The organism is Halobacillus sp. 12SKB (genome assembly GCF_052941655.1).
In genome coordinates this window covers 1316191-1338749 of record NZ_JBRFWR010000001.1, presented here as the reverse complement: position 1 = coordinate 1338749, position 22559 = coordinate 1316191, and the positions used below count along the sequence as shown (strand labels likewise).

19 protein-coding genes are annotated in these 22559 nt (G+C 45.0%); 5 read left to right on the top strand and 14 right to left on the bottom strand.

The features are described from left to right. The first annotated feature begins 193 nt into the window (after window positions 1–193). Window positions 194–1546 (top strand): 6-phospho-alpha-glucosidase, encoded by a 1353-nt coding sequence (locus ACQ4XT_RS06610; RefSeq protein ID WP_446852976.1) that lies wholly within the window; start codon window positions 194–196, stop codon window positions 1544–1546. 78 nt (window positions 1547–1624) lie between these two features. Then, window positions 1625–3181: a PTS transporter subunit EIIC gene (locus tag ACQ4XT_RS06605; RefSeq protein ID WP_446852975.1), complete on the top strand. Its 1557-nt coding sequence runs from the start codon at window positions 1625–1627 to the stop codon at window positions 3179–3181. Between the two features lie 524 nt (window positions 3182–3705). On the opposite strand, the gene ACQ4XT_RS06600 is transcribed toward ACQ4XT_RS06605, so the two are convergent. From ACQ4XT_RS06600 to ACQ4XT_RS06580, 5 genes are all read right to left on the bottom strand, one after another. Continuing rightward, entirely contained in the window at window positions 3706–4356 is a 651-nt protein-coding gene (locus ACQ4XT_RS06600; protein WP_446852974.1) for a LysE family translocator, read from the bottom strand. 67 nt (window positions 4357–4423) lie between these two features. Then, window positions 4424–4879 carry a cupredoxin domain-containing protein gene (locus tag ACQ4XT_RS06595; RefSeq protein ID WP_446852973.1) on the bottom strand — a complete coding sequence of 152 codons (456 nt, stop codon included), beginning with the start codon at window positions 4877–4879 and terminating at the stop codon, window positions 4424–4426. A gap of 861 nt (window positions 4880–5740) precedes the next feature. Continuing rightward, window positions 5741–6643, bottom strand: coding sequence for a vanadium-dependent haloperoxidase (locus ACQ4XT_RS06590; protein WP_446852972.1), 903 nt, complete (start codon window positions 6641–6643; stop codon window positions 5741–5743). 55 nt (window positions 6644–6698) lie between these two features. Further along, a complete protein-coding gene (locus tag ACQ4XT_RS06585; protein WP_446852971.1) occupies window positions 6699–8516 on the bottom strand; it encodes an ABC transporter ATP-binding protein in 1818 nt (605 codons plus the stop codon). Further along, window positions 8513–10216 (bottom strand): ABC transporter ATP-binding protein, encoded by a 1704-nt coding sequence (locus ACQ4XT_RS06580; RefSeq protein WP_446852970.1) that lies wholly within the window; start codon window positions 10214–10216, stop codon window positions 8513–8515. Before ACQ4XT_RS06580 ends, ACQ4XT_RS06585 begins: the two co-directional genes overlap by 4 nt. 348 nt (window positions 10217–10564) lie before the next feature. Here ACQ4XT_RS06580 and ACQ4XT_RS06575 point away from each other — a divergent pair, with 348 nt between their 5' ends. Continuing rightward, window positions 10565–10762: a hypothetical protein gene (locus tag ACQ4XT_RS06575; RefSeq protein ID WP_089654887.1), complete on the top strand. Its 198-nt coding sequence runs from the start codon at window positions 10565–10567 to the stop codon at window positions 10760–10762. Window positions 10763–10778: 16 nt separating this feature from the next. Continuing rightward, on the top strand, window positions 10779–11144 hold the full coding sequence (locus ACQ4XT_RS06570) for a winged helix-turn-helix transcriptional regulator (protein ID WP_446852969.1): 366 nt from the start codon (window positions 10779–10781) through the stop codon (window positions 11142–11144). Between the two features lie 45 nt (window positions 11145–11189). On the opposite strand, the gene ACQ4XT_RS06565 is transcribed toward ACQ4XT_RS06570, so the two are convergent. The 3 genes from ACQ4XT_RS06565 to ACQ4XT_RS06555 form a co-directional block, all read right to left on the bottom strand. Continuing rightward, window positions 11190–12176 (bottom strand): Gfo/Idh/MocA family protein, encoded by a 987-nt coding sequence (locus ACQ4XT_RS06565; RefSeq protein ID WP_446852968.1) that lies wholly within the window; start codon window positions 12174–12176, stop codon window positions 11190–11192. 74 nt (window positions 12177–12250) lie between these two features. Continuing rightward, entirely contained in the window at window positions 12251–12946 is a 696-nt protein-coding gene (locus ACQ4XT_RS06560; RefSeq protein WP_446852967.1) for an SGNH/GDSL hydrolase family protein, read from the bottom strand. 66 nt (window positions 12947–13012) lie between these two features. Beyond that, window positions 13013–13780 (bottom strand): CAP domain-containing protein, encoded by a 768-nt coding sequence (locus tag ACQ4XT_RS06555; protein ID WP_446852966.1) that lies wholly within the window; start codon window positions 13778–13780, stop codon window positions 13013–13015. Between the two features lie 856 nt (window positions 13781–14636). On the opposite strand from ACQ4XT_RS06555, the gene ACQ4XT_RS06550 reads away from it, so the two are divergent. Further along, window positions 14637–15749, top strand: a complete 1113-nt coding sequence (locus ACQ4XT_RS06550; RefSeq protein WP_446852965.1) for an IS110 family RNA-guided transposase — start codon at window positions 14637–14639, stop codon at window positions 15747–15749. 666 nt (window positions 15750–16415) lie between these two features. Here the strand turns inward: ACQ4XT_RS06550 and ACQ4XT_RS06545 are convergent. The 6 genes from ACQ4XT_RS06545 to ACQ4XT_RS06520 form a co-directional block, all read right to left on the bottom strand. Next, a complete protein-coding gene (locus ACQ4XT_RS06545; RefSeq protein ID WP_446852964.1) occupies window positions 16416–16622 on the bottom strand; it encodes a hypothetical protein in 207 nt (68 codons plus the stop codon). A 76-nt stretch (window positions 16623–16698) separates the two neighbouring features. After that, on the bottom strand, window positions 16699–18138 hold the full coding sequence (locus tag ACQ4XT_RS06540) for an aldehyde dehydrogenase family protein (RefSeq protein WP_446852963.1): 1440 nt from the start codon (window positions 18136–18138) through the stop codon (window positions 16699–16701). After that, a complete protein-coding gene (locus tag ACQ4XT_RS06535) occupies window positions 18135–19199 on the bottom strand; it encodes a homoserine dehydrogenase (protein ID WP_446852962.1) in 1065 nt (354 codons plus the stop codon). Before ACQ4XT_RS06535 ends, ACQ4XT_RS06540 begins: the two co-directional genes overlap by 4 nt. Continuing rightward, complete coding sequence (locus ACQ4XT_RS06530) at window positions 19196–20392, bottom strand: M20 metallopeptidase family protein (protein WP_446852961.1); 1197 nt, start codon at window positions 20390–20392, stop codon at window positions 19196–19198. Before ACQ4XT_RS06530 ends, ACQ4XT_RS06535 begins: the two co-directional genes overlap by 4 nt. 12 nt (window positions 20393–20404) lie before the next feature. Then, window positions 20405–21598 carry a cystathionine gamma-synthase family protein gene (locus ACQ4XT_RS06525; protein WP_446852960.1) on the bottom strand — a complete coding sequence of 398 codons (1194 nt, stop codon included), beginning with the start codon at window positions 21596–21598 and terminating at the stop codon, window positions 20405–20407. Then, the gene (locus tag ACQ4XT_RS06520) at window positions 21579–22553 is read right to left on the bottom strand and encodes a cyclodeaminase (protein WP_446855608.1); all 975 of its coding nucleotides are present in this window, start codon (window positions 22551–22553) and stop codon (window positions 21579–21581) included. The genes ACQ4XT_RS06525 and ACQ4XT_RS06520 overlap by 20 nt, the downstream gene beginning before the upstream one ends. Window positions 22554–22559: the final 6 nt, after the last annotated feature.

Sequence of the window (22559 nt, the reverse complement as noted above, 5' to 3'; positions counted from 1 at the left end):
TGACTTGTGTGATGCGGGGATGTGGCGTCCCATTCCCGTATTTCCAACCAAGTCAAAACCTATCTCTATCCATCATTATAACGAAATGTTTTAAAAAATACGATACAAATGTTGACGCTTTCACCAATATGTATTATATTCATATTAAGTTAAAAATAAAACAAATATAATACCTTTATTGGAGGTCATGAATATGAAAAAACAAAACCTTGTTGTCGTAGGTGGGGGCAGCACGTACACGATCGGTATGATTATGAGTCTTGTAGCAGAAAAAGAGCAGTTTCCTTTGAAAACGATTACCTTTTATGACACGAACGCAGAACGTCAGGAGAAAATTGCGAAAGCAACAGAAATCATCCTTCGTGAAAAGTATCCGGAATTGGAGGGCTTCCATTACACGACAGATAAAGAAGAAGCTCTGACGGATGCAGATTTCGTTTTCGTCCAAATTCGTACAGGTGGCCTTTCGATGCGAGAGCAGGACGAGCAAATCCCTCTAAACCACGGTGCTGTTGGTCAAGAAACTTGTGGACCTGGTGGAATGGCTTACGGACTGCGTTCCATCGGAGATATGATCGACCTTGTCAACGACATCCGTCATTATTCTCCTGATGCCTGGATTCTAAACTACACGAACCCGGCAGCGATTGTTGCAGAAGCTCTACGCCGCGAATTCCCGGAAGATAAAAAGCTTTTGAACATTTGCGATATGCCGGCAGCGATCATGGTCAGTTACGCAGGGATCCTTGGAAAAGACGTCTTCGACCTTGTCCCTGAATACTTCGGTCTGAACCACTTCGGCTGGTTCACGAAAATTTCCGACAAGGACGGAAACGATCACACAGGTACAATCAAACGTGCCATCACTGAAGATGGTTTTATTCCTGAAGATGCAGAAATCGCCAACGACCCTTCCTGGATCAAAACGTTCAAACAGGTGGAGCAAATGGTGACAGACTTCCCTGAATACCTGCCGAACACGTACTTGCAATATTATCTCTATCCTTCTCAAATGGTAGAAAAAGAAGACGTGGCCAATACACGTGCCCGCCAGGTCATCAATGGTCGTGAAAAACGTGTCCACACATTGGCAGATCAAATCATTGCAGATGGTACAACAGCTAATGTTGAACTTGAAGTGGACATCCATGGTCGTTACATGATCCGCGTCGCTGCATCCATGGCATACAACAATGGAGACATTTTCATCGTCATGGTTGAAAACAATGGTACAATTGCTAACCTTCCAGACGATGCAATGGTTGAAGTTCCAGCGATGATTACAAATCGTGGACCGAAGCCATTCGCCGTCGGAAACATTTCCACCTTCTATAAAGGGTTGATTGAAGGTCAGCTTGCCTATGAGAAGCTTGTCGTCGATGCGTATTATGAGAACAGCTACGAAAAAGCACTCCAGGCCTTAACGTTGAACCGTACGGTCGTAGACGCACCTCGCGCGCGCAAAATCCTGGATGACATGATTGAAGCGAACCAGCAGTACTGGCCTGAATTACATGCCAACAAACAACTTGTGACATCAAAATAATCAAATGGAACCCCGGCCCATTCCGGGGTCTCCTCTATCTCAAACAAGAAAGCGTTTCCCTATAAAGGAGGATCAGAAGTGAAGAAATACTTTGGAAGCTTACAGAAGTTCGGAAAGTCACTGATGGTTCCCGTCGCATTGCTCCCTGCTGCCGGTATTTTGCTAGGGCTTGGAGCTGCGTTGACAGGACCACTCGCTGATACACTCACTTTTCTACAAAATGACATCATTCAACTCATTGGTAACGGAATGTCTGATATCGGAATCAGCATCTTTAACAACCTGGCTGTCATCTTCGCCATCGGTGTTGCCATCGGATTAACAGGTGGATCGGGGATTGCCGCCCTGGCAGCCCTCCTCGGTTACATCATTATGAACAAAACCATCTCCTTCGCCTTAGGGATCACCCCTGAAATGGTCAGTGAAAGCGGAGAATACGGGATGGCTCTCGGTATTCCCACACTGGAAACAGGGGTTCTTGGCGGGATTGTCGTCGGACTCTTAGCCGTTTGGATTTATAACAAGTTCCATGAGTTCGATCCTCCAGAAGTTCTCGGCTTTTTTGCCGGTGACCGCTCAGTGGGTATTGCCATGGTCTTTTCGTCCATCTTTCTTGCTCTTGCTATGATGGTCGTATGGCCACCGATTCAAGGGGGCATCAACGCAGTTTCAAACGTCATTGCCAACGGTGCGACAAACCCTTTATACATCGGACTTTACGGCTTCTTAGAACGTGCGTTAATTCCAACAGGTCTGCACCACATCTGGTATGCTCCATTCCTATGGACATCACTAGGCGGGACGGCTGAAGTAGCTGGCAGTGCCGTTTCCGGAGACCAGTACATCTTCCTCGCACAGATTGCAGAAGGTGTCGAAGTTACAGCCGGCCGCTTCATGGCAGGTAAATTCCCTGTCATCATGTTCGGACTTCTAGGAGCTGCGCTTGCCATGTACCGCCGCGCAGATAAGAAGAATCAGCCTGTCGTAAAAGGAATGCTCATTGCCGCTGCAGGTACAGCCTTTTTAACAGGAATCACAGAACCAATCGAATTTACATTCTTATTTGTTGCTCCACTATTGTTCGTCTTCCACGCATTTCTTGCCGGTATTTCATTTGCCGTCATGTACATGCTTGATGTACACCTTGGCTGGGCAGGTGGTTCTGGGTTAATCGACTTCATCCTCGTCAACGCTTTGCCTGGAACAGGAAACTGGTGGGTAAACCTTGTCGCAGGTGCTGTATTTTTCGTCATCTATTATTTCTCTTTCTCCTTTGCTATCAAAAAGTGGGACCTTGCCACACCAGGTCGTGGAGGACAAGAGAACAAGCTATACACACGTAAAGACTTCAACGAGCAGAAAAAAGGCGGCAAAGGTAGTCAAACAAAAGAGACAGCCGCTGCCATCATGGAAGCTCTTGGTGGAGAATCAAACTTGAAGCACGTCGACGCTTGCTTCACAAGGTTACGTGTCGAAGTTTCTGAAGTAGGCCAGATCAATGAAGATCGCTTAAAAGAACTTGGAGCCGCAGGTGTCGTCAAAGTGGACCAAAATATCCAAGCCATCTTCGGTGGACGTTCGGACCTTTACAAAAATGAAATCAACAAAATAATAAAAGAGTCGAATGCATCTTAAATCGTGGCCTTTCATTGATAAACGAATGATTCAAACGATATAAGTTGATTTGCATCCACTAAAAAAAGGAGTCCCTATCTAGCAGGGACTCCTTTTTTTACCTTACATTTACCCTTTTTCAGATAAGCTCCCGTTTCTTGAAGACTCAGTTTCGAGACTTTTGTTGAGTGGATGGGGGCTACGGGGAATAAATTCTCGAAACTACCTTCCAGCAATAGGAGCTTTTATGGTTGAGAATCCTATATCAACGCGGTTTACAGGATTTATAGCAGTTTTAGGCAAGGTACTATAAGAGGGATTTCGAGAACCTCATATGGCAAAGGGGCGGAGGGAAACGGTGAGACTCCTGTGGGAAGTGCGTGGTAGATGAGACCCCGCAGAGCGTTAGCTCGAGGAGGCTCATCACTCGCCCACGGAAAGCGAATCTTTTCCCGGAGCCCCTAAATCCACACAAACATCTCGAAATCGAGTCTTCCAAAATCCTGCCATTTAGTTTTATAACTTAGTGGTTAGTCCTGTGTCTATTACATAGCAAAGCTTTTAAAAAGGACACTTATTCCAATCCAGCCGAATTTGAAACCGTAATAAATAAGGATGAGACTTGCTATACCCTGGACCCATTTTAATAGAGAAGAGTTTACAAGGTATCTTCCAAAATGAACGAAAAATGCTAAATTCGCATTCCACAAACCAATCCCAAGAAAAACCATAGAACTGATGATAAACGAGCGAAACATGTTCTCTTCTTGTAAAGCCCCACTTAAAACCGATCCATAAATGCTAATCCAAAACAATAGATTCATTGGGTTCGTCCCTGCAATGACCACACCTCTTATGTAAGAGAGTAGAGCTTGCCCTTTACTGTGCCGTTCATAACCTTCCTCCACCCTCCATTCTTCTTTGGATCGAAGGCTCGTCCAACCTGCGTGGACCAAGACGATGCCCCCAACGAGCATTAATATAACTTGCACCCATGTCCACGTCAAAAACACACCGACTCCAAAGAACATAGCCGCCATCAGTAATAAATCGGAAGACATGCCTCCAAGTCCTACACAAAAAGCAGACCAAAACCCATAAGTAAGACCCCGCCTCATGATTTCTATATTTATCGGTCCGACAGGTGCGGCAATGGATAATCCCAGTACAATAGAGCTTACAACTAAGACAACCAATCCCTTCCCCCCTTTTTATTAAGAGATTGAAAAAAAGAGGAACAATGAGCCCGTCCCTCCGTTCTGGTTAATCAACCACGATGTAAGCAATCATCGGACCATCTGTAGCGATTGCGGCATGGGTGGTGCAGATCAAACGGTAAATACCTTCTTTTTTGAATTGAAGATCTAAGACCGTCTCTTTCCCTTGCTCCACCATGCCTTTGACATCCGTACCTTCAATGTAGAAAGGGTGCTCTTTTCCATTCACGCCGTAAATACTCAGTTTAAATGGTTCATCTTTTTCCACAAAAATCGTTCCCGGATCCCAACGGTACGCTTCAATTTCTTTTCCATCTGCCGTTTCTGCTTTGAATTCACCTGTCACCAGATTAATGACCCTGGGTTCTCCATTCACTGGCTCTGTCGAGGTCGAGATGGCTCCTTTCCAGAAAAAGCTCCCGATAAAGTAAGCAGCAAAAGCGATAATAATGGCACCGAAAAGTAGACCGACTTTCCGTGCAGACAAGATCCATGCATCCACGCCGTACCCCTCCTCTTGTTTCGTTAGTTCATTTATATGCATAGAGACACCGAAAACTTGTCTACTTTTTAAAGTAAAGCTCCCTATACTTGAAGACTCAGTTTCGAGATGTTTGTGTGGTTCTAGGGGCTCCGGGAAAAGGTTCGCTTTCCATGGGGCGGGCGGTGAGCCTCCTCAGGCTACGCCTTCCGGGGTCTCACCTGTCCCACACGTCCCATAGGAGTCTCACCGTTTCCCTCCGCCCCTTTACCTTATAAGTGTCTCGAAACCACTTCTAAAATGGTCAGCTTGAATGATTGAGGGAAGTGGATGATTAGAACACCTGTATTCATAAGTAAGGTTCCAATTCTTCTCCCTAGGCGGGCATATAGTTTGTTGTATCAAGCATTTGTGTTCGCTAAACGTCAATGGGGTAGAGTTTATATCATTCACTTCTGATAACCATACAAGTGATTTTTTAAGTAGTGGTTTCGAGAACCTTACTTGGTTAAGGGGCGGAGGGGAATGGCGAGACTCCTAACTTAAGTGTGCAGGCGCCTTGATCAGCGGCGTATGGACTGGACTGAGCTGGCGGAGATAAAGGAAACACGAAGAACGGAGTGATTCGATGTTGACTTATCGTACAGAAGCGAGGGAAGTCTCACTAGCCGCTAGGCGCCGGAACCGGATATTGAAGAGGGAAAAAAGTGCAGGGTGAGACCCCACAGGACGCAGTCCGAGGAGGCTCACCGCGCTCCCGCGGAAAGCGAGCTATTCCCCGCAGCCCCCTACCCACTCAATAAAAGTCTCGAAACTGAGTCTTCAAGAAACCTGCCATTATACAGAATAAAAAGAACCACACCTAAGGCGTGGTTCTTTTTGTTAATAGAATATTTTTGGATCGATCCAATCGGTATAAGGGGAAGATTCTTCATGATCCGTAGAATCAAGGAGCAAGGAACCGCATTTTTGGTCAAATCGGAAAGGTATAGCCTGCCTATAGTCGGAAGGATAGATATCTGCGTTTCGATATTCTGTAAAGGGACGATCAAGCGGACGGCCTTCGACATTGTCTTTCTTTAACTCTTCTACAACGATGCGGCCGATTTGTCTCCCAAGGCGGAGACCCTCGTCATTATCCACAGGGAAGTGTACGCCGGCATAAAGTCTTGAGCGGGCGTCTTCTTCAGCCAACTCCCTCAGCTTCCTTCGTTCAGCAGGGAAAAAATAACTGAGGATGATTTCTGCAGCTCCGGAAATCGTTGCGTGTCCGGATGGATAGGAAGGGTGTTTTGGTGTACAAATCACTGTCCGTAGTTGAGGATCTAATTGATTTGGGCGCGGTACCAGCCAGCGGTATTTCATCGACCAGCACACGACAAAGGCATCATTCATTCCACTGAAAACAGCCCCTAAAATACGAGCGGCTCTTGGAGCTTCTACACCATAAGTATCAATTAGACGATCAACGATGGGGACCCATTGCTTTGACGCTGCCCCCTCTCCCCAGTACACAGCAATTTTCCTTTGGTCCGTTGTTAAATGCGCTAAGGTTTCTTTGACTACTTTCAATTCCCTATGCCAATCAATGGTCTTTGGGTCTTTGATGGCTAATCGTATCGGGCTTCCATCCAACGTTTTAAACCCGTGCCTCCGGCTGTGTTCAATAAAATAGGTTTTCCATTTCCCTGCTTCAAACTCCACCCCTTCGTTCGTTGATGGTGGTCGGCTTTCGCCGGCATAAGGCAGATCGGTCCAGTAAGGATACGGTTGATTTAGTGACATGGTCACCCCTCCCTTTTCCTCATCTTATGCGGGAAGATGGGCGGAGGTGTGAGACTTAACCGTATCCTCTTTCTGTCCTCTCTGATGTTTGAGCTTTTATAAGAGCGGCATAGTCCCCATCTTCTTCCATAAGCGTCCGGTGGTTCCCTTTTTCAACAATCTTCCCATTCTTGAGTACAAGGATGACATCAGCTGAGCGTATGGTATGCAGGCGGTGAGCGATGACAAAACTGGTCCGCCTTTTCATTAAATTTGTGAGACCGGCATTAATTTTCATTTCTGTTACCGTATCGATGCTGCTTGTCGCTTCATCTAAAATGAGCAATGATGGATCTGCAATCATTGCACGAGCTATGGACAACAGCTGCCTTTGTCCATGACTCACCCCTTTACCATCTGAATCAAGAACCGTATCGTACCCTTCTGGAAGTCGGGTAATGAAATCATGGGCCATAGCTGATCTGGCGGCTTGTTCAACCTCAGCATCTGTGGCATCCAGCCGTCCGTACCGGATATTTTCCCTTATGGTCGTATGGAACATGGTAGCATCCTGGAGGACGACTCCCATCTTTCTTCTCAAACTATCTCTTGTCACACCTTTCAGGTCGACGCCATCTAACAGAATATGTCCTGAGTCCGGGTCGTAGAATCGAGACAACAAAGAGATGATTGTCGTTTTCCCTGCACCTGTAGGACCCACAAGCGCCACCGTTTCTCCGGCTTTTGCTTCAAAAGTGATATCAGTGAGTGTCTGCTGACCTTTTTCATAAGAGAACTCGACATGCTCAAATCGGATATTTCCTTGGGTTTCTGAAATATTCCGCGCGTTCTTTTCGTCCAGTCTTTCTTCTTTTTCATCAATCACTTGGAAAACCCTGTCTGCGCCGGCCACGGCCGACAAAATCATATTGAATTGATTGGCGAGGTCGTTCAACGGGCGAGTGAATTGGCGGGAATATGTCGTAAACGTGACGATGATCCCTATTGAAATCGATCCGTTCAGAGCAAGCAGCCCGCCTGCTCCGACAATAATCGCGAAGCTTACATTGTTCAACATGTTCATCAGTTTTGGTATAAAACCTGTGTACACTTGCGCAAAATATCCGGATTTTCTTAACGCTTTATTTTTTTCTCTAAACTCACCAATGACATCTTCCTCTTTGGAAAACATTTTGATGATGGGCTGACCAGAGAACATTTCCTCTACATAGCCATTCACTTCACCAAGGTCTTTTTGCTGCTTTTTAAAATACGGACCGGTGCGGTTTGTGATCCATTTCATCCCAAAGTACATGACAGGAATGATGGTCAATGTCAGCAGTGTCAACATTGGGCTTAACCAGAGCATAATGATTAACGTGCCCAGGATCGTCAATAAACTTGTGAAAAATTGTACGACTGCTGTATTTAATGTCCGACTTACGTTCTCAATATCATTCGTAAGTCTGCTCATCAACTCCCCCTGCTGCATTTTTTGGAAAAAGAGAACTGGTAGTAGCTGGACGTGTGAAAATAGATGGGATCTCATTGATCGGACCGCATTTTGGGCAATGCCGATCATCCAATAATTTTGCAGCCATAGAAAAAGTGAATGGAACAAATAGACAAGACACAAGCTGCCCAGCATAGTAAGGAGGGTATCTGATTCAGGACTGTCTATCACCATGTCGACGGTGAGCCCCAGAAGATAAGGGCCCAGTAAAGATAAAGAGGAGCTGATCAGGATGGCGGCCAAAACAGTAATAAACCTTACTCTTTCCTCTGCCATATAACGCCAAATTCTCCGTAGCGTACCTCCGATATTCTCAACTTTCGGAGGTTTTGAACCAACCCCATGAGGGTGCCCCATTTTCGGTTTAGAATTTCCACTCATGACGTCACCCCCTCTTGTTGAGATTGATGGATCTCAGCGTAATACTCACTTTCCTGAAGCAATTCGTTATGGGTACCCTGAGCGATGATTTCGCCTTGGTGGAGAATCAGGATGAGGTCTGCATTTTGAATTGAACTGACCTTTTGAGCAACGAGAAACACGGTAGATGGTTGTTCGTCGAGCGTTTGTAAAAGTTCCTTTTCGGTATGGGCATCGAGCGCACTCGTACTGTCATCTAAAATCAAAATCCGAGGTTGGCGTACAAGGGCTCGCGCTATCGAGAGGCGCTGCTTCTGACCACCAGAAAAGACGATCCCTTTCTGACCGATCTGTGTCTCATAACCATTTGGCAAGGCGGTAATAAAATCATGAATCTGCGACTTCTTAGCCGCTTCCACAATCTCTTCACGTGTCGCCTCCTTCTTTCCCCAGGCAATGTTTTCTCTTACTGTACCTGAAAACAAATGAACCTCCTGGGGGACAAGGCTGATTTGTTTTCTTATATGTTTCACATTGAGATTTTCGATTTCCACCCCATCCAAAAAGAGTTGACCCGCATTCTTTTCATACAATCGGGGTATTAAATGAAGCAAAGATGTTTTTCCAGAACCTGTTTCCCCAATAATTCCGACAGTACTACATGGAAGAGCATGGAAGTTCAAGTTTTTCAGCACATGGTGACCATCCCTATGAAAAGAAACATTACGGAAGCGGACCGCTCCATCCAGTTCTTTGTCCTCCCCAGACGGATCCTCATCTATGGTTTGATGGAGCACGACGGCAATCCTCTCAGCCGAGGCCTGCCCTCGTGAAATGACCATGATCAGAAATGTAAAAACAGAAAAAGTGAATAAAATTCTAGTCGAGTAGTTGATGATGGCGACCAGTTCTCCAGCTTCCACGCCTGTATTGCTTAATATTTGTGCTCCAACAAAAAGGATGACAAGGATGACGATGTTCATCCCAAACATGACGACAGGCATAGCTACTTCCATGAGCCATAATGCTTTTTTATTCTGAAGAATCAACGATTCATTCGCTTGTTGAAATCTCTTCTCTTCATGCTCTTTTCTATTAAAGCCTTTAATTAAGCGGATCCCGGCTATATTTTCTCGAATGATGGTATTGAGTCCATCGAGTTTCTGCTGAACTTCCTTAAACCACTTGATTCCTCTGGTAAGAAGGAAGAATAAAAACAATAAAAACACAGGTACACTACCCAGTAGGTAAAAGGCCATTTCCACGTCAATCGTAAAAGCCATCACTAAAGCAAATATAATAAAAAGTGGAGCTCTGAGCCCAATTCTTACAAACATGAATAGTAAGTTTTGAATTTGGATCACATCATTAGTGATCCTTGTGACTAAGCTTGGCGTCGTGACGTTTTGGAAATGGCGTGCTGAAAATTTCTGTACTTTTGAAAATAAATCTTTTCTCAGGTCATAACCGACCCCCTGACTCAGGTCTGCAGCAAAGAAAGAGTTGGTCACACCTGCGGTAAAAGCGAGCAATGATAAGCCTAAAAGCACACCTCCCCAAAGCAAAACGGCGTCAAAATCTTCAGCTATGATTCCCTCATCTATGATTTTGGCCATGAGTATGGGCTGGGCTAACTCCACCATTAATTCTATGAACATAAGAAAAAGGGCGATCGATGCAGACTTTTTATAAGGAAAAGTATAAGAAAAAATCGTACGCATACAAAATCCTCCAAACGTGTGTCAATTTAAAGACCCGTTATACAAACAGGAAATGTCTTCGTTATTAAAAAGATGATGTTTATGCATGGTTTGGGATTGTTGAATCATTCCGTTATACAAAAACAACAAGACCAACTATTTCAGTATAACTTTTGTACAACAAGGAACCTTCTGCAAATACGCGCCACTGAGCCAAAACCCCGGACTTATTTGTTGATTATTTACACTAGAATAAGTCATAATAGTCAATGGAACACACACATTTATGTAAGTACTTGTTACCTGGATAAAAAGCAAATAGAATTATATTAATAGTATTTTCCCGAACAAACAGGAAGGTGATCCTTTTTGGACAATATAAAACCGATTTTTCCCGTCACTGAAGAATTATTAGAACTCGTAGACTTATTAAACCAAGTCTCGGAATCGGAAGAAGAAAAAGTCATCCCTCAGACCATGACTGTCTTGAACAAAGTCTATGCCCAGGGAGTATTGGAAGGCTATGAAAAAGCCATGCAAAAACAGGGACAGACCACAAAAAAATAACGCGAGGTGAAAGCTGATGAAGGAAGAGGGGATCGGCCTTGATGTCACTCTTGAAGTCGTGTGCGGAAAGTGGAAAGGGTTAATTCTTTGGAAACTCATTCACGAAAATCATCTGCGGTTTAATGCACTGCGCCGGTCCCTTGATGGAAATATCTCTTCCCGAATCCTTGCCAGAGAACTGAAAAAACTCATCCAGGACGGTTTAGTTGAACGTATCGATTATGAAACCATGCCTCCCAGAGTGGAGTATCGGGTGACACCTTACGGGCGGACAACGGTCTTATTCCTGGAGAAAATGAACGAATGGGGCATCCACCATAAGCGAAGGGCGGACCAGCTAGAAAGCCTCACGGACGTATCAAATCAACTGAAAGAACAATAGAAAAAAGAGGCACACCCGCAAGTGAGTGCCTCTTTTTGCAGGACCCTAAGAGCGGTCGTTCGGATAAACCAGGCCGATTTGCCGGCGGGCTTCCTCCATGACTTTCGCTGTAATCAGCGTATGCTCCAACGAATTATTCTCCGACCGATCTTTTTCCTTCTCCACCAGACTGATAAATTCAGCTGCTTCATAATACATAGGTGAAAACTCATCTTCAAAAGAGAGCTCTTCCACTGATTCATCTCTATAAATGATCTTTATACCTTTAGGCTCAGAAATATTAGGAATAAGCATGGTCCCTTTTTCTCCTTGAATTTCAGAAGGTGCATGGGAGTCCACGATTTTGGAGTGCATCACCACTCCTTCCATCCCATCATAAACGGCAACTACACTACCTTGACCGTCAACACCAGAATCCAAAAACACGGAATTAGCCTGGACATGTTTGGGCGCACCGAATAATACGACCATCGGATAAATTCCATAAATACCAAGGTCCATCAAAGAACCATTCGATAGTTCAGGCTTGAATGCGTTTAGGACTTCTCCTCTTTTATATGCATCATAACGAGAGGAATACTTGCTGAAATTCCCGACAAAGCGTCTCACTTCACCGATTTTATGTAGATGCTCCTGAATGCTCAAAAAACCGGGCATGAGTGTAGACTTCACTGCTTCCATTAACAAAACGTCTTCTTCTTTGGCTACTTCGATCATGGAAGCGATCTCCTGTTGATTAGAAGCCATTGGTTTTTCACATAAGACATGCGTCCCTTTCCGCATGATCGTTTTCGCCTGTTCCGCATGGAAAGCATTAGGACTTGCAATATAAACCGCATCCACATTCGAACTGGCTGCCATCTCTTCTATATCTGTGTACGTCTCAAGTGCACCATGTTTGGATGCAAAGGTGGCTGCTTTCTCTTCTGTACGAGAATAGACCGCCTGCAATGTGAATTGAGCATGCTGTTTCGCTGCCTCAATAAATTTTTCTGTAATGGTATTGGTTCCTATAATTCCAAATCTAACCATATCAAACACCTCCAAAATAACCGTATCTCCATTATACATGAAACATAGAAGAGACACCCACCACCAAGCTTGACTTAGTCCATGTGTTTTAATGCAATCTTCGCCAATACTTTCTGCCCTTTTGCCGTTGGGTGAACATCCCCTTTGATGATGTATTCAGGGTGTCCATGATATGCCTTATAGGCATCGACTAGAGTAACGGATGCAAAATGTTTCAGCAGCTTGATTAAGGAAGCATACTGCTGGTTAATATAAGCAAGTGGTGTGTTCAACTGGTCTCCGGCAGCAGGATAAGGATTGTATATGTTGTAGACGAGCACCTTCCCGTTCGTCAATTCGTCAATCTCAAGAATGGTTGAATAGACATTATAAATAAGATCTCGAATAACAGGGGCTGCATCCTCCATTTTTAAACCATCCAGACCTCCATTCTTTTTGACGACATTTAATAAATCGTTCCCACCGATATACACAATGACATAATCAGCATTTTTAAGATTTTCTCTGAAGATATTATTGGATCGTACCGCTGTTAACAATTCGGCAGATGTCAGACCGGGAATACTTAAATTGGTCACTTCTATATCTTTTTTCATTCCAATCAAAGACGGGAATGATTCTTTTGGAGGTTTTTTATTTTCTTCATCCAAATTATAACCAAATGGAATGGAATCCCCGATGGCGACCAATTTTTTTTCTTTAAAAGCTGCTAGGTCAGAAGGTGCCAGAATGACAGCGAACACCATGACCAGGATCCATATCTTCTTCATCCTCTATCCCTGCCTTGATTTGTATGTAAAACATGACGCCTGATGATAACCAAGCGTCACATCTACTTATTTTGCTATAAACATCTGCACCCAGTAATTGCCGTCTTTCGCATATCCGACACCAATGTGAGTAACATTTTTGTTCATAATATTTTTACGGTGACCTGAACTGTTTAACCAACCATCGACAACGGATTGAGGAGACTGCTGTCCTGCAGCAATGTTCTCAGCTGCTGTTGAATAATCGACTCCGAATTCCCTCAGCATATCAAAAGGACTTCCGTAAGTTGGGGATGTATGGGAGAAATAATCATTCTTCGCCATATCCTCAGATTTCGTTTGAGCGACTTCTTCTACATCATTGCTATTCTTAAGAGGTTTCAGGCCATTTTTTTCGCGAGCTTTGTTCGTCAAATCAATGACCTGCTGTTGAAAATCACCCGTTGCCTCATCGCTCTCTCGTGCAGTATTATCACGATTCTGCTCAGCTTGATCAGGGGTTTGTCTCTGCGCCTGATCTCTACCTTGAGAATCTTGTGTGTACCGACCGTCCTGGTCAAAGAAGTATGGACCTTGAATGGATCCATTCGCACCATTTGGATTCATCCCTTCAAAAGGGATATTGGCATCAAAGCGGTTCTGGCCGTATGACCCTGGATCCATTCCTCTTGGTTGATTTCCGTCTCCTTGCATACCTTGGTCTTCCGGTCCAAAACTAACTTGATTTAAGTTGTTCCTCTGACTTTCACGCGCGCGCTCTTCTGATGTATTACAAGCAGCCAACATGGCAATCATCATGAGTGCTGCGAATAGAATAAACCATTTTTTCTTCATCTTACATCCTCCTCAGGATTAATCTTCACGTTTACTATTTGCATCAAAGCAAACAATATCCCTGAGAAGAAGTACCAGTTCAGCACACCAATTCCTTTCTATTCCATATACGCTCCCTATTCTGGAAGACTCAGTTTCGAGACGATTATGTGGTTCTAGGGGCTCCGGGAAAAGATTCGCTTTCCATGGGGCGGGCGGTGAGCCTCCTCAGGCTACGCCTTCCGGGGTCTCACCTGTCCCACACGTCCCATAGGAGTCTCACCGTTTCCCTCCGCCCCTTTACTTTATAAGTGTCTCGAAACCACTTCTAAAAGGGACAGCTTGTATGGTTGAAGGAAGTGGATGATTAGAACACATGTATTCATAAGTAAGGTTCCAATTCTTCTCCCCTGGGCGGGCATATAGTGTGTTGTATCAAGCATTCGCGTATCCTAAACTTCAATGGGATAGAGTTTATATCATTCACTACTCATAACCATACAAGTGATTTTTTAAGTAGTGGTTTCGAGAACCTTACTTGGCTAAGGGGCGGAGGGGAATGGTGAGACTCCTAACTTAAGTGTGCAGGCGCCTTGATCAGCGGCGTATGGACTGGACGGAGCTGGCGGAGATAAAGGAAACACGAAGAACGGAGTGATTCGATGTTGACTTATCGTACAGAAGCGAGGGAAGTCTCACTAGCCGCTAGGCGCCGGAACCGGATATTGAAGAGGGAAAAAAGTGCAGGGTGAGACCCCGAGTTATCATGAACGAAACTAGCCCCTTACTCGTAAAATCGTAGGTTGAGTTGGGTAGACTGTTTACTGTTAAAAACACTACCTAAATCAGAGCTACATTACGGAAGGAGCTAGTTACTATGAAGGATACCATTAAATACGTAGGTTTAGACGTATCAAAAGAAAAAATTGCTGTTGCTATTGCGGAGGAAGGTAGAGAGAATCCGAGGTATTTTGGAGTTATTCCTCACACCCCAGTAGGAATAAGAAACTTAGTGAAAAAACTCGGAGATCCCTCCACCTTGCGTTTCTGCTATGAGGCTGGACCTACTGGATACCCATTGTACAGGCAGTTTCTTGCCTTAGGACTTCATTGTGAGGTTATTGCTCCGTCTCTAATACCCCAAAGGCCAGGGGAACGTATTAAAACCGATCGACGAGATTCCATCCGCCTCGCTCAATTATACCGAGCTGGTGAGTTAACTTCGATTTATGTTCCTACCCACGAAGACGAAGCTCTTCGTGATCTTGTGAGAGCTCGCGAAGATGCGAAAGAAGACGAGTTAAGGGCTAAACACCGTTTGACCAAGTTCTTACTTCGCCATTCCATTCAACCACCTAGCGGAGTAAACGCATGGACAAAGAAATATCGGGAATGGCTAAATGCGCTTAAGCTTGAAAATTCTTTATTACGTTGCGTCTTTCAAGAATATTACCACCATCTTCAAGAAATTGAACAGCGTATTAAACGCTTTGAAGAAGAAATTCATATCCAAGCGGCGGAAGGCATTCATGCACCTACGATTCAAGCTCTCCAATCCTTAAGGGGAATAGCTCAGATTACGGCTGTAAGTCTTGTCGCTGAGATTGGTTCCTTTAAACGCTTTTCAACCGCTAAACATTTCATGGGGTATGTAGGGTTGATTCCGAGCGAATCGTCGAGTGGGGAAAGTCGTAAACAAGGAAGTATCACGAAAACAGGAAATCGTCATGTGAGGCGTTTATTGATTGAGTCTTCTTGGAGTTATCGACACCAACCGGCTGTAAAAGGAGATTTGAAAAAACGACAAAAAGGACAGCCGGCCAATATTCTGTCGATCTCTTGGAAAGCCCAACACAGACTTCACAATAAATACTTTCGTTTATTATCTAGAGGAAAAGAACAGGGGAAAACAATCACCGCCGTAGCCAGAGAATTGGCAGGATTTATTTGGGCTGTGACTCAAGAATTAGATGAAGAAATCTGCCATTAAGCACTGAGATATAAAAAGATGAAACGTAAGTCTCTTACCCATAGATTTATGAGATTAGGGCTCGAAGGCAAAGAAGAACACCGGAAAGGAAAACCCACGTGCCTCCTTTGTGCTATATCTACTCAGATTAACGCACGTTCCGAGTTAGTGGAAACGTCCTTTATACGGAAAGATAAAATGTGAAAACCCACGAATATCAGAATGCTAACCGCAGCTGAGTTTTTGCCTTCGTGCCGTGCCCTCATCGTCTAACGAAAAGGAGGAAAGTATCTTCTTAAGCTTGAAAATAGAGTCTCATCCCTTGGAGTGACAGTCAAGGAAAGCACTTGACAGCCACTCCAAGGGATGAGAAGGAATCAGTAAGCTAAAGAAGGACCCACTGTGTCTTATCAAGACAAAAATCCACCATTGATAAAGAAGCTAAAAACAGCTTCTCTTCTTTAAAGCGTCTTATTTTAATCCAACGATAAATGTAGTAGGGGTATCTTGACAGTTTCGTTCATATCAGGAGGCTCACCGCGCTCCCGCGGAAAGCGATCTATTCCCCGCAGCCCCATCCACTCAACCAAAGTCTCGAAACTGAGCCTTCCACAAACCTGCCATATAGTGAAACAAATAAAAAAACCTGAACGGTTCCTTTTATGGACGTTCAGGTTTTTGGGAATATTATTTGGTGTGACAATCGGGGCAGCAGTGTTTGCAGCCGTTGACGTCTTCGTAAGTATTTCTGGCAATTTCAAGTGCGTTTGAGCAATCATCGTGACCGCCTAATTCCAATAAGTTCTGCTCAAAAGGCATAAAATCACAGCCTTCCACATGCACTTCGTGTTCGCCACCTGTCTGCTGGTTCTGGTTCACATAAAATTGTGCCATTTCTTTACCTCCTTTTGTGGAGGCTTTCCCCTACCAGACAAATAACAAACACAAACGTACGGACCAGGCGGTTTTCCTAATCATCAAGTTGGAAACAAACGACTTTTTGTTCCGTCATGGACTCTATGCTAAAACGGACACCTTCACGACCGATGCCGGATCCTTTCGTACCTCCGAACGGCATTTCATCAATTCGATAATCGCTGCTGTCATTAATCATGATTCCACCTACATCCATTTTCCTTATGGCTTTAAAGGCTTGGTTGATATCGTTTGTAAAGATTCCTGCGTGCAGTCCATAATTAACGGCGTTGGATTTTTCAATGGCTTCATCTAAATCAGCGACAGGGTTGACAATAACTACAGGTCCAAAGATTTCTTCTGCCATGACTTTCGCATCTGAAGGCACATGGGTCAGAATGGTAGGAGAGTAGTATGCGCCGTCACGCACCCCACCTGTTTCTAATTGTGCTCCCATCCCTAACGCTTCATCGACCCATTGGGACACACGGACCGCTTCTTTTTCATTAATCATCGGTCCTACATCTGTTCTTTCATCCATTTTATTACCGACCTTCAGTGCTTCGGCAGCTTCCACCAATCCATCTATGAAAGCTGGGTAGAGTTCTCCAGCTACAAAGATCCTTTGAACACCGATACAATTTTGTCCTGCCGCTGAAAAAGCACCGGAGCAACAAGCATGAACAGCCTTTGAAAGGTCAGCATCATTAAGGACAATGACCGGCGAGTTTGATCCTAGTTCCATGCTGGTTTTTTTCGTTCCTGCTTTGCTTGTAATGGCTTCTCCGGCATTTGATCCCCCCGTAAAGGAAATCATTTTGATAGCCGGGTGTGTCACGAGTATATCGCCAAGTTCCTTTCCTGACCCAGTAACAATAGAAAGATACCCTTCAGGAAGTCCAGCTTCTTCGAAGACCTCTGCTAATTTCAATGCACTTAGAGGTGTGGCTGATGCAGGTTTGAGGACAATCGCATTCCCTGAAGCAAAAGCCGGCCCTATTTTATGTGCAACTAAATTGAGCGGGTCATTAAAAGGAGTGATGGCTCCTACGACTCCCATAGGAAAACGTTGATAATACCCGACTCTATTTTCGCTGCCCGGATTTTGATCGAAGTTAATGGTCTCCCCTTTCAACCTTCTCGCTTCCTCTGCGCTGATCCGGATGGTTTGAATGGCCCGGGATACCTCTGAACGAGCTTCGGTAATCGTTTTACTGCCTTCACTTGCAATGATGGCAGCGAACGCTTCGTGATCTCTCTCCATATATTCAGAAGCTTTGCTTAGTATGCGAATCCGTTCATGTGTAGGAATGGGATCTCTCATTCGAAAAGTGCGATCAGCGGTTTCGATAGCTTCGATCATATCCTCCTTCGTGGCAGAGGGAACAGTGGCCAGCACTTCATTATTCTGAGGGTTGCTTACATCAAAACTATCTGATCCTTCCCGCCATTCTCCCCCGATAAGCATTTTATAACTCTTCACCTTCGTCGTCATGCGTGACTCCCTCCTCCAATTATGATTTCCAGCTTCTGTTTATGGCAATGAATCAGGTCGATCAACAAGGAAAACCCCGTTTCCTTTAACCCTGCCCCTGCGCCTGTTAGCATGATCGGACCAGACAGATCACATTCATAGACGATCGCATTGGTTGCACCACTGACACGAGCTAATAGATCATCCTTTTTTATACGCTCCGGTTGTACAGTTGCCTTCACTGTTCCGTTGTTTTGAGAAATACGTGCGAGCAGCTTCCATTTTTCGCCGGCCTGTTCCGCTTCCTGGATATCTTCTACTGATAAGCTAGTAATCCCGGTACAGAAAATTTCATCCGGGTCGAGATGAACTCCATACACATGGTTCGATAATATAGCTGCTTTATACCTGACATCGTAAGCTTCAAGATCACTCGTAGGATCCGCCTCTGCATAACCGAGGGCTTGGGCTTTTTCTAACGCTTGCTTCAATGTCATTCCACTTTCCATAGCGGTAAGAATATAATTGGTCGTGCCATTCAATATCCCTCTGATTTCTTTAATTTCATTGCCAGCTAATGTTTCCAGCGGAAGCCTCAGCGCCGGCGTACCACTCATGACTGTTCCTTCGAAACCGAAGAACACGTCATGTTGATTCGCCTTTTCAGTTAATTCTTGATAGGCAAGAGCAACCGGCCCTTTGTTTGTTGTTATGACGCTTTTTCCTGTCTCAAAAGCACGATGGCAGTGAGTGAGCGCAGGCTCACCGGTTTTGACATCGGTGTAGGTTACTTCTATGATAATATCCGCCTGTGATTTCTCTATCGTTTCTACACTGTTCCATCCTTTAATCGTCTGACTGGATGACGGATAGGATTCTACAGACCCCGTTCGTTTTACACACTCCAGGACCTTCGAAATATTTAACCCATCCGGTTCGAAAATGGAGCCTTTCATCACATCGGATATAGCTACGATTTCCACATCGAGTCCGTAACTTTGCTGTAGTTCCCGATGTTTTTCCTCCACAATTTCCGCAAATGCCTGGCCTACGCCTCCAAATCCGATCATGGCTATTTTCATCTTGAATGGACTCCTCCCTGCTCAAGTATTAAATAAGCACTCTCCAAAAGCACTCTCACACCAATCGGCAATGAATGTTCATCAATATCAAAATCTGATTGATGGAGACTCCGTTCATGCTCCAGACCGCAACCAAGGAAAAACATCGCTCCTGGTATTTTTCTAGTGAAATGACTGAAGTCTTCACTTCCCATACCAAAGGGCTCTTCATACATTTTCAGGCCGGATGCCGCTTCCTTAATGATCTGGTTGATTCTTGAATCGTTGATTAAAGAAGGTTCCCCGCGATGGATATGAAGAGAATATTCTCCTCCGAGCGCTTTAATGAGATTGGCTGCCTGATGAATTTCCTTGCACAACGTTTCTCGGACATCATCTTTATAAGATCTCACAGTGCCTTTAATTTCTACCATGCCTGGGATGACGTTGTTGGCGTCACCCCCGTGCACCTGTCCGACGCTGATCGTCCCTACATCTTGTGGATCTATCTTTCGACCATTCAGACTGTATAACGCCTGCAACACATAAGTCGCCATCCATATCGGGTCTTTCACATGCTGTGGATACCCTGCATGGCCGCCGCTTCCTTGAATACTCAGATGAAATTCGTCATTGTTTGCCATGCTCGGTCCATCATTCCATTGAATTTCACCGGACTTTCTCCAAGGGCACATGTGCAGGGATAAAATGGCATCCAGGTGATGAAGTTTTCCAGATTCCAACATTTTCATCGCACCTGTTTTCCCTTTTGCATCACAACTTTCTTCTGCAGGCTGAAAAATCAGTTGGATCGTTCCTTGAAAACGTCCGGCCTTTGTATCTTCTGCCAACAGCTGTGCGATGCCGAGCAAAATCGCCATATGCGCATCATGCCCACATGCATGCATCACCCCTGGATATTGTGAAGCCCAGGGAACGTCCGTCGTTTCCATGATGGGTAAGGCGTCCATATCCGCACGAATCCCGATGACAGGCCCCTCTCCATGGCTTACAGTAGCGACGATCCCATAGCCTCCTACATTCTTTTCGACTTCAAACACGTGAAAGCTTTCTAATATTTCTCCCACCTTTTCACTCGTTCGCTTTTCCTGAAAGCTGAGTTCAGGAAAGCGGTGGAAGTCCCTCCGCCACTTCACTAAACGATTCACAAGTTGGTTTGAACGAAAGACGAGGTCTGACTTTTCGGTCTTCACATCCTTCCCTCCTCATTTCTTCACATAAGTGTGTAACGATTGGAAAGCCTGTGAAAGGTCATTTTTCAAGTCTTCAATATCTTCAATGCCAGCAGAGTAACGAATCAAACCTTCTGGAATACCCATAGCTGCACGCTCTGCAGGGGTGCATTCCACATGACTTGTCGTTCTCGAAGGTCCAACAACGGTTTCTACTGAGCCTAGGTTAGCAGCACGGTTGGCGAATTGCAGCTTAGGTAACAGATCCCGAACAGTGGCTACCCCGCCTTTCACAGCAAAGCTGAGCATCCCGCCAAACCCTTTCATTTGTTGTTCTGCAATCACATGGTTCGGGTGAGAAGCGAGGCCGGGATAAAAAACGTCTTCAACCAGGTCGAAAGTTTTTAAATGTTCCGCAATTGCTGCGGCATTTTTATTTTGCTGCTCCACTCGAAGTTTCAGTGTCTTCATGCCTCTCAAAAGCAAATAAGCCGCCATTGGGTCGAGGGTGGCTCCGTTAATTTCCCTGTAGTGATAAATCGCTTCGACTAAGCTCTTCCTGCCGCATACGGCCCCACCTAAAGCATCGGCATGACCGCCTAAAAACTTCGTCGCACTATGGATGACAAGGTCTGCTCCAAGATCAAGAGGGTTTTGATTCACAGGTGTAGCAAAGGTATTGTCTACAACAACGGTTGCTCCTACAGCCTTGCCTGCTGCAGCCATCCGCTTGATATCGGTAATTTTCACCGTCGGATTCGTCGGGCTTTCTAAATAGAGCACCTTGCACCCTTTAGCCACTTCTGCTTCCAGTGCCTCATGATCTCCTGTTTCACACAGTACGACTTCCACTTGCTGTTTTGGGAGGAATTCTGTGAAAATTTTATTCGTTCCTCCGTACGTATCTTTGATGGATACCACACGATCCCCAGGGAAAAGCAGTGTGCCAAGCGTATTACTAATCGCTGCCATCCCTGTGGAAAAGCTTGTAGCCGCTTCTGCATTTTCTAAAATGCGGATTTTTTCTTCGAAAGCCTGAACAGTCGGGTTTGTATTCCTTCCATAAATGTGTCCGGGCTTATTGCCGACCGCTACTTCATACCATTCATCCATGTCGTCATAACCAAAGGAAACACTGTGTACAACAGGCACTTGTGTCGCTCCGAAAGCAAGCTGCTCTTTCTCACCGGCCCAAATTGATTTTGTGCTAAACTTCGCGTCTTTCATCCGTAACGCCCTCCCTAGCTAATAGTCGATGGTACACATGTCTTGCAATGGCTGTATCCTGCACGCCCGTTCCTGTTAAATCACAGATCGTAATCTCTTTATCTGATTGTCGGAACAACTGCCTACCACTCGTCACTTCCCCAAGTTCTATCGCACGGTCCTGCTCCTTCGGTGACGAACGTAACTCTCCCAAACGGACGGACTGAGCTTTTACATCACAGACGATGACATCCGCTTTCTCCATAACAGAGGCGTCCAATTCCTGCTTATGCTCTGCGTCTGACCCCATAGCTGTGATGTGAAGTCCCGGTCTCATCCAATCTCCATAGATGAACGGTTCCTTGGATGGTGTCGTCGTTACAACGAGATCGCTTTGTCCTACGACTTGTTGTACGGAATCACAAACGGTAAGCTGAAGCCCCAGATCCTGCTCCATCTCTTGTTTATACTCCAAAGCTTTCTCGCGTTTTCTCCCATAAACGAACACCTTCTCAATAGGACGAACCAACGTAAGTGCTTGAAGCTGAAGACGTGCTTGAGACCCGGTACCAAGGATGCCTGCAATCCGGCTGTTTTCCCTGCTTCCATATTTTGCTGCCACAGCTCCCGCAGCTGCTGTTCTCAAATCTGTCAGCCGCCCTTCATCGGCCAACACCGCGAGCGGCTCCCCTGTAAGGCTATTAATAAGGATCATAAGCCCGTTTGCGCTCGGAAGGCCTATAGCCGGGTTATTAAAAAATCCAGAAGACAGCTTCACAGCAAAACTGTCTTCACCTTTGATGTAGGCAGACTTGATATCCACTTCACCGTTATGATCCGGCACATCCACTCGCATGATCGGCGGCATCGTTGTTTCTTTCTCCACTAATGAAGTGAAGGCTTTTTCCATTTTTTTAATAAGATCTGTGTCGAGACCAATGACTTTTTCAATGTCTTTCCGTTCATAAAGTCTAATTTCCCA